Origin of the sequence: Mesorhizobium sp. M2A.F.Ca.ET.037.01.1.1, assembly GCF_003998075.1 — a bacterium.
Lineage (GTDB): Bacteria > Pseudomonadota > Alphaproteobacteria > Rhizobiales > Rhizobiaceae > Mesorhizobium.
The window spans coordinates 1-8,023 of the sequence record NZ_RZSA01000204.1; the positions used below are offsets into that span (position 1 = coordinate 1).

Here is an 8,023-nt window from a genome sequence, read left to right on the forward strand (position 1 = left end):
CAGAAGGGCTCCACGGTCGCGCTCAACCGCCGTATCGGCGAGCCGGTCGACGTGGTCGTCAACGGCCGCAGAATAGCGCGCGGCGAGATCACGGTGCTGGAAAGCGATCCGACGCGCTTCGGCATCAGGCTCACCGAGATCATCGCCGCGACGAAGAGCGCCTGAGAATGGTCGGCGGGCGGACCAATCGGCAGCGAGGGCAACACGCATGACGACGGCATTGGCGCTGACACGTCCGCAAAAAGCGGCAGCCATACTGGTGGCCATGGGCAAGCCTGCGGCCAGCCGGCTGCTCAAATTCTTCAAGCAGGATGAGCTGAAGGCGCTGATCGAGGGCGCGCGTCTCTTGCGCACCATCCCGCAGGCCGATCTGGAGCGCATCGTCGCCGAGTTCGAGGCCGAGTTCACCGAGGGTGCGGGCCTGCTCGATTCGGCCGACCGGATGGACACGATCCTCAACGAATCGCTGTCGCCCGAAGAGATGAGCGCCATCATGGGCGAGAAGAAGTTCGAGCCGGTCGCGGAAGGGCCCGCGCCGATCTGGCCGGACGTCGAGAAGCTCGAACCGGCAAGGCTCGGCGCCTTCCTTGCGGGCGAGCATCCGCAGACGTCCGCGATGGTGCTTTCGAAGCTGGCGCCGCAGGCCGCCGCCAATGTTCTGCTCACCATGGAAAAGCCGATGCGCAGCCAGATCATCAAGCGCATGGTGACGATGGCCAACATCCCGGACGCGGCATCCAGGATCGTCGAGAACCAGCTGCGCGTGAGCGTGCTGTCGCAGAAGGCCAGCAGGGACACCACGGCCGGGCAGGAACGCGTCGCCAGCATGCTCAACGAGATGGCGAAGCCGGAACTGGACGACCTGATGCAGGACCTGGAGGAAGCCGGCACGCCCGATCTCGCTGGCGTCAAGTCGCGGCTGTTCGCCTTCGACGATCTGCCGCTGCTGCCGCAGAAAGCCCGGGTTCTGCTCTTCGACGGGCTGTCGACCGAACTCGTCACGCTGGCGCTTCGCGGCGCGTCGCCGGAGCTGGCCGAATCGGCACTGTCGGCGATCGGCGCGCGCTCTCGCCGCATGATCGAATCCGAGCTTGGACAGGGATCGGAAGGCATTGCGCTTGCCGACATCATGGCGGCCCGCAAGAGCATATCGAGCGCCGCCATCCGGCTGTCGCGCGAAGGCGCCTTCGAGCTGCCTTCGATGCAGGCAGCCACCGCCGAAGCCGCCTGACGACAGCCACACGGTCAGAGCGTCATGGCGGAAGCGGTCGACAAGGATTCCAAAACCGAGGAAGCCACAGAAAAGAAGATCCGCGACACGATCGAACAGGGCAAGCTGCCCCATTCGCGCGAGACCGCGATCTTTGCGTCCTTCCTCGCCATCCTGGTTTTCGCGGTCTTCTACGCCAAGGATGCGATCGTCGACCTCGGCATGTTCCTGTCGACCTTCCTGGAAAAGCCGGAAGCTTGGCCGATGGACACCGAGACCGACGTCATCTCGCTCTACAGGCAGGTGATGAGCGAGATCGGCCGCGCCGTCGTCAGCCTGCTCGTGCTCCTGACGGTTGCCGGCATCGGCGCTTCGGTTTTCCAGAACCTGCCGCAGATCGTCGGTGAACGGATCAGGCCGCAGCTGTCGCGCATCTCGATCGCCAAGGGCTGGAGCCGGATGTTCGGCGTGCAGGGCTGGGTCGAATTCCTGAAATCGCTGGCAAAGCTTGGCTTCGCGATCGCGGTGCTGAGCTTCACGCTCTCGCAAGATCATCGCAAGCTGCTCGCCGGCATGATCACCAACCCGGTCTCGTTCGGCCTGGTGATACGCGGCATCTTCGTCGACATTTTGGTGGCGATCGTTTTCGTCATGGGCCTGATCGCGGTGGTCGACATCGTATGGTCGCGTTTCCACTGGCGGCGCGACCTGCGCATGACCAAGCAGGAAGTGAAGGACGAGCTGAAGCAGTCGGAAGGCGATCCGATCGTCAAGTCGCGGTTGCGCTCGCTGGCGCGCGACCGGGCGCGCAAGCGCATGATGACGGCGGTCCCGCGCGCGACGCTGGTGATCGCCAACCCGACGCACTATTCGATCGCGCTGAAATATGTGCGCGGGGAGGATTCCGCTCCCATCGTGCTCGCCAAGGGGCAGGATCTGGTGGCGCTCAAGATCCGCGAGATCGCCAGGGAGAACAACATCCCGATCTTCGAGGACGTGACGCTTGCGCGCTCCATGTACAAGCAAGTTTCGGTTGATAGCGTGATCCCGTCGCAATTCTACCAGGCGGTCGCCGAATTGGTGCGGATCGTCTACTCGAAGAAGGCCTCGCGCAAAGCAACCCAATGAACGGACGCCGCTAATCCATGGACCGGCAACCACACGCCAATTCCCGCGAGCTGATCGTCGCCAGCGCCATCGAGCCTGTTGTGGGCGAGTTGAGGCTGATCGACGTTGCCGACTATATCGCCTTCATCCGGCTCGAGCATTTCGCCTGCCTGTCGGACCTGGTGGATTCGGCGGCCGAGCTTTACTTCCGGCCGGGCACATTGCGGCTCGGCCATGGCGGCGAGGCGCATGTCGACTGGAGCGGCAGTCCGCGCATCGTGCTTGATCTCGAGCTGCGGCCGCGCGGCGTGACGGTCTATTTCCAATTGACGCTGACCGAGCGCGGGCCTTCCGTGGTGGTCAACTACGTGTCGTTCGAGAAGCCCGGCGAGACGCCTGAGCACAACACTGCCTTGCTCGAGGATGCCGTGGAGGAGGCGCGCATCCGCAGGACCGAGCCGCTGGCTTTTCCGTAACGATCTGATTGCAGCCGAGCCAATTTCGCTGCGGCACGTTTACAACGCCGCAGGCTCGGTGTTGCTACTCGATCAGGCCGAGCCGCAGCGCCTTGGCGACCGCCTGGTTGCGGTTGACCGCGTTGAGCTTCTGCGTCGACTGGGTGAGGTACTGGTTGGCGGTGTGCACCGAGAGCTTGAGAAGCTTGGCGATCTCTTCGCTGGTGTTGCCGTTGGCGGTCAGCTTCAGGCATTCGAGCTCGCGCTTGGAGATCGAACGCATCCGGCCGCTGTCGCTGGGGCGGATGCGGGCGACGGCCGCGAAAAGCGCGAAGGAGCGAGCGTGGATCTCGCACAGCATGTCGTCGGATAACGCCATCTCAGAGCCCAGGAAGACGACCAGACCGCATTGACCGCGCTCGGCATGCACGGGAAGCGCGATGCCATTGGTGCCGGGCGCCAGCGGCGCGGTCGGCTCGGCCCAGGCGAGCGACTGGAAGATCTGCCGCGATCCGGCGATGCCGTCGTCGGCCCACCAGCGCGGCGTGGTCGAGATGCGGCTGTGGCGCACCACATCCTCGCCATTGGCGCCGGAGATGAATTTGGTCGCGACCGCGGTGCTCGGATAGTCGGAATCGAAGCACGCTACGAGACGCGCGCGCTCAGGCGAGGGGCTGACGAAATAGAGGCCGAAGGCTGAGGCGTTGATGTCGACCGCGATCCAGCGGCAGCGGCGCACGGCATCCGGAATGGTGGCCGCATGATGCGTCTCCGAGCCCAGCGAGAAGGCGCCGAAGGGATTGCGCTGATCGTTGAAAAGGGCGGCGGCCGCCTCTTTGACCTGTGCGTGCTTCAAATGATGCCGCTCCTGATCGCCGTCGCGATCGCCATCGCGCGGTTCGAGGCCGCGAACTTCTGGATGGCGTGCGTGATGTAGCTGTTGACGGTGTTGGACGAGACGCCGAGGATGACGGCCACCTCGTCGGTGGTCTTGCCTTCCGAAACCCAGAACAGGCATTCGCGCTCGCGGTCCGACAACGGGTCCTGCATGGATGCCGCCGCGATCAACTGCGGAATGCTGGAAAGCGCATAGCAGCATTTGAGCTGCGCCTTCATCAGGGCCGTCAGGTCGATCTTGCCTGCCTCGGCGGCCGAGAACAGCACGAACAGGCGCTGGCGGCCGACATTGAGCCGCAACGAGTAGATTTCGGCATGGCCGAGCACGTCGAGCAGGCGGGCCTCTTCGCCGGTCAGCAATGCGCCGGCGTCGGGCGCGTGCGCCGCCACCAACGGCTTCGGACGCACCCCCGGCGCCACGGTCAGAGGTCCGAGCGCCAGGTTGGCGATCAGCCTTTTGCCGATCAGCTCGATGGCATCGAAGATCCAGTTCGAGGAGACGATGCGCGCGTCGTTGCGGTCCTGGTCATGCACAATGGCGACCAGCATGTAGCTGTCTGCGCCGATGTCGGCTGCAAGCTGCATGAAAAAACCGGTGAGATCGCCGCGGGACGTCAGGTGCGGGCCTGAAGCATCGGGTTGGAGAAGCGCGGCGGGACTGCTCATTTCCAATTCTTGGATTCTTGCCGGAATCGATCCTTGTGCCCGGTGCTGGCGAAGCCGGCGGCCGGACCCGAAACACATCACGTTTACGAAGACACACTCACGGACGCGAACGGCGCCCCAACCGCGCCGAATCCCTCCAGGGAACGCGAAACCGTCCGCGTCTGGTGCCGGCCTGGCGCCGGAACTTGAGACTTTGGGTGGTCGCCGCGCCCCCCGTGGACCGGCTGATTCGGGTCTAATCTACCCGCAGATGAATCCGACATCAAATGCGATTTGACAAAATCGAATCCGGTGGACTCGCGTTGCGACTCAGCGGCCGGTTTTCGCGTTGCTTGGCGGTGATTTCAAAGCTGAATTGAGCCTTTCGCCGCGCGGCTGCAACAAATACGCCCCCGGTTGCATCCGGGGGCGTAGGCCCATTCGGGTGGGGATCAGCGATCCTCGAAGCCGGTCAGCACGCCGACGGCATTGATGCCGATCTCTTCCACGGCGTAGCCGCCTTCCATGACGAACAGCGTCGGCAGGCCGAGCCTGGCGATGCGGCGGCCGATCTTGGGGTAGTCGACGCTCTTCAGCTTGAACTGGCTGATCGGGTCCTTCTCGAAGGTGTCGACGCCGAGCGAGACGATGACGACATCGGGGGCGTAGGCGGTGAGCTTGCCGCAGGCATCCTCCAGCGATGCGCTCCAGCCGTCCCAGTCGGTGCCGAAGGGCATCGGGTAGTTGACGTTGAAACCTTCGCCTTCGCCTTCGCCGCGCTCATCGGCGTGGCCGAGAAAGAAGGGATACTCGACCATCGGGTCGCCATGCAGGTTGAGTACCTGGATATCGCCGCGGCGATAGAAGATCTCCTGCGTGCCGTTGCCGTGGTGGTAGTCGACATCGAGGATCGACACGCGCCTGGCGCCCTGGTCGCGGAACCATTGCGCGACGACGGCGGCGTTGTTGATGAAGCAATAGCCCCCCATGAAGGCGGCACCCGCATGATGGCCGGGCGGGCGGCAAAGCGCGAAGGCGGTGCGCTCGCCGCCCTTGACGAGGGCGGCGGCGGTCAGCGCGACATCATAGGATGACTTGATCGCCGCCCAGGTGCCTTCGACGAAGGTGGCGCCGGCATCGAAGGAATAATAGCCGAGCAGGGCGTCGACGCGCTTCGGCGGAACGTCGCCGCGCAGGCCGCGCGTCGGCCAGGTGAAGCCCATGGCCGAGCCCGTGAAACCGGCGGCGACCCATTCCGGCCAGACCGTCGGCAGGAAATCGATGTAGTGGGCATCATGCACGCGCTTGGCGGCGGCGAGGTCGTGCTCGACCGGTCCGATGATCGGCCCGAGCTTCTCGCTCTCCACCCGCGCCTTGATGAATTCGGCTCGCGACGGTTTCTCGAAGCCGGGCACGATGGCCGATGTGACCAGTTCCATCTGGCCTGAATGACCGGCGTGAAGCGGCGAAAAGACAGTCTTCATGGAATTCCCCTGGAAGTACGAAAACAGTTGGAGGTGCGAAATCAGTCGAGGTTGAGATAGGGGGTCACGAGAGCCAGCCACATGGCTTCCACATCGTCCTCTATGAGGTCGAATGTCTTGCGATCCCGCTTCAGTCCGACAAGCCTGCAGGCGTGCCCGACCTCCATCATCACCAGGCCCAGCCGCTTGGCGGTCTTTTCCTCGAGCGCCGGGTTCACATGCTGCAGCCAGGCTGCGTAGAGGGCGATGATCTCCTTGTCGTATCCATCCTGGATCGGCCTCAGGTCGGCATTGCCGGATATCGCCTCGATCACCGGCATCAGCGTGACGTTGTCGAGATAGAGCCTGGATGTGTCGATGAAGAGCTTGCGCACTTCGCGCTGAAACTCGTCGCGGTTGGTGGGCTGGGCAACTTTGATACGCTTGGCAATCACCTCGGGAAAGGAAGACAGCCAGCGCCTGCCGAGTTCGAGAAGGATGGCTTCCTTGTTGGGGAAATATTGGTAGACCGAACCGACTGATAGGCCGGCGCGCTGCGCGATGGCGAGCGTCGTCGGGGTCTTGGTTCCTTGCTCGCGGGTCAGGATCAGCGCTGCGTCGAGAATCCTGTCGACCACCTTGCTCGACCGTTGCTGCCGTGGCTGCTTGCGCGGCTCGAGCGCTATTTTGGTCTTGCGGTCGAGACTGCGCTTCACTGCTCGTTGCCCCCATTCCCCGCTCGGCCTCACGCGGTGCAGTCCACTATACATGCCAAATTCCGGCTGTTGACAAACGCGAATAAACAGTCGCATTCTTTATCCACGCTGTCTTCAACGATAACAAGGGGAATTTCGAAGACGGCGCATCGGCATCGACTTTGTCCCACGGCGCCGCCCCGGTGGAGCGGCGGCTCGCAGGACTTCGCGCTGTCGGTCCCTCAGCAAATGTGGAGTCGCGATGTCGGTTGGTGGTGCGGATCTGGTGGTCGTCAACGGTCGAGTGCTGACCATGGACGATGACAATCCTGCCGCCGAGGCTATCGCCGTCAAGGACGGCGTCATCATCGCCATCGGCAGCCGCGCTTCCATCGAAGAACTCAAAGGACCGGCGACAAAAATTGTCGACGCCCAGGGCGGCTCGGTGCTGCCGGGTTTCATCGAGGCGCATATGCATCTGTTCGGCGGCGCGGCCGAGCTCGACAATCTGCATCTGGCGGGCGTGCATGGCTTCGACGCGCTGCGCGACGCGATCCAGGATTTCGCCGCGAAGCGCCCGGACGCCAAGCTGCTGATCGGCGCCGGCGTCGACTACGCGATTCTGCCCGAGCCGGTGACGCGCCACGATCTCGACCGCATCATTCCTGACCGGCCCTTCGTCATGTCGGCATCCGACCACCATACGATGTGGGCGAACACCAAGGCGCTGGAAGAGGCCGGCCTGCTGCATGGCAAGGAGGTCGGCCAAGGCAACGAGATCGTCATGGGCGCGGACGGGCTTGCCGCAGGCGAGCTGCGCGAGAGCGAGGCGTTCGGGCCGGTCCTCGACCACTACGGGGCAAATCGCGCGCGGCTTGGCCTGGAGGGAGTCGAGCCGGATCCTCATCCTTCGCCAAGCGAGCTGGCGGCCGATCGCGATCTGATGCATCGCGGGCTTGAATGGTGCGCCAAGCAAGGCATCACATCGATCCAGAACATGGACGGCAACTTCTACCAGCTCGAGCTGCTGGCCGATCTGGAAAAAGAGGGACGGTTGCTTTGCCGCACCAAAATCCCGTTCCACTTCAAGAACTTCATGAAGCTGGACATGCTGGAAAAAGCCTCGCGGATGGCCGCAACCTACAAGTCCGAGTGGCTGTCCTCCGGCATGGTCAAGGTCTTCTATGACGGCGTGCTGGATTCCTGGACCGCGGTGATGGTCGACGACTATGCCGACCGTCCCGGTTGGCGCGGCGAGCCGCTGTTTTCGCCGCAGCATTTCGCCGAGGTCGCGGTCGAGGCCGATAGGCGCGGGTTGCAGATCGCCGTGCATTCGATCGGCGATGGCGCGGTTCGCGCGGTGCTCGACGGCTATCAGGCGGCGGCGAAGAAGAACGGCAGGCGCGACAGCCGCCACCGCGTCGAGCATATCGAGGTGATCACGGCGCCCGACGTGCCGCGCTTCGCCGAACTTGGCGTTCTGGCTTCGATGCAGCCGGCGCATCCGCCGGGGGCGATGAACTTCCCGCTGGAGCCGACGATCTCGCGCAT

General features: G+C 63.8%; 9 protein-coding genes. 5 read left to right on the forward strand and 4 right to left on the reverse strand.

The genetic code is table 11. The features are described from left to right. The 4 genes from EOA27_RS12725 to EOA27_RS12740 form a co-directional block, all read left to right on the forward strand. On the forward strand, positions 1 to 165 hold a 165-nt coding region (locus EOA27_RS12725), incomplete at its 5' end, for a FliM/FliN family flagellar motor switch protein (protein ID WP_189562013.1). A gap of 43 nt (positions 166 to 208) precedes the next feature. After that, positions 209 to 1,231 carry a flagellar motor switch protein FliG gene (locus EOA27_RS12730; protein ID WP_126081535.1) on the forward strand — a complete coding sequence of 341 codons (1,023 nt, stop codon included), beginning with the start codon at positions 209 to 211 and terminating at the stop codon, positions 1,229 to 1,231. A 24-nt stretch (positions 1,232 to 1,255) separates the two neighbouring features. Next, the gene (gene flhB / locus EOA27_RS12735) at positions 1,256 to 2,338 is read left to right on the forward strand and encodes a flagellar biosynthesis protein FlhB (RefSeq protein WP_126081536.1); all 1,083 of its coding nucleotides are present in this window, start codon (positions 1,256 to 1,258) and stop codon (positions 2,336 to 2,338) included. A 17-nt stretch (positions 2,339 to 2,355) separates the two neighbouring features. Continuing rightward, on the forward strand, positions 2,356 to 2,793 hold the full coding sequence (locus tag EOA27_RS12740) for a hypothetical protein (RefSeq protein ID WP_042640450.1): 438 nt from the start codon (positions 2,356 to 2,358) through the stop codon (positions 2,791 to 2,793). Positions 2,794 to 2,857: 64 nt separating this feature from the next. Here EOA27_RS12740 and EOA27_RS12745 read toward each other — a convergent pair whose 3' ends face one another. The 4 genes from EOA27_RS12745 to EOA27_RS12760 form a co-directional block, all read right to left on the reverse strand. Further along, the gene (locus EOA27_RS12745) at positions 2,858 to 3,628 is read right to left on the reverse strand and encodes a helix-turn-helix transcriptional regulator (protein WP_126081537.1); all 771 of its coding nucleotides are present in this window, start codon (positions 3,626 to 3,628) and stop codon (positions 2,858 to 2,860) included. Continuing rightward, entirely contained in the window at positions 3,625 to 4,335 is a 711-nt protein-coding gene (locus EOA27_RS12750; protein WP_126059636.1) for a helix-turn-helix transcriptional regulator, read from the reverse strand. The genes EOA27_RS12745 and EOA27_RS12750 overlap by 4 nt, the downstream gene beginning before the upstream one ends. Before the next feature lie 431 nt (positions 4,336 to 4,766). Then, positions 4,767 to 5,798 (reverse strand): histone deacetylase family protein, encoded by a 1,032-nt coding sequence (locus EOA27_RS12755; RefSeq protein ID WP_126059637.1) that lies wholly within the window; start codon positions 5,796 to 5,798, stop codon positions 4,767 to 4,769. A gap of 41 nt (positions 5,799 to 5,839) precedes the next feature. Continuing rightward, a complete protein-coding gene (locus EOA27_RS12760; protein WP_126081538.1) occupies positions 5,840 to 6,493 on the reverse strand; it encodes a TetR/AcrR family transcriptional regulator in 654 nt (217 codons plus the stop codon). Positions 6,494 to 6,734: 241 nt separating this feature from the next. Between EOA27_RS12760 and EOA27_RS12765 the strand changes: the two genes are divergently transcribed. Further along, positions 6,735 to 8,023, forward strand: a 1,289-nt coding sequence (locus EOA27_RS12765) for an amidohydrolase (RefSeq protein ID WP_145970330.1), incomplete at its 3' end; no start/stop codon positions are given.

Coding starts and splice junctions, on each gene's coding strand:
- EOA27_RS12730 (WP_126081535.1), top strand. CDS start 209: ATGACGACGGCATTGGCGCTGACACGTCCGCAAAAAGCGGCAGCCATA.
- flhB (WP_126081536.1), top strand. CDS start 1,256: ATGGCGGAAGCGGTCGACAAGGATTCCAAAACCGAGGAAGCCACAGAA.
- EOA27_RS12740 (WP_042640450.1), top strand. CDS start 2,356: ATGGACCGGCAACCACACGCCAATTCCCGCGAGCTGATCGTCGCCAGC.
- EOA27_RS12750 (WP_126059636.1), bottom strand. CDS start 4,335: ATGAGCAGTCCCGCCGCGCTTCTCCAACCCGATGCTTCAGGCCCGCAC.
- EOA27_RS12755 (WP_126059637.1), bottom strand. CDS start 5,798: ATGAAGACTGTCTTTTCGCCGCTTCACGCCGGTCATTCAGGCCAGATG.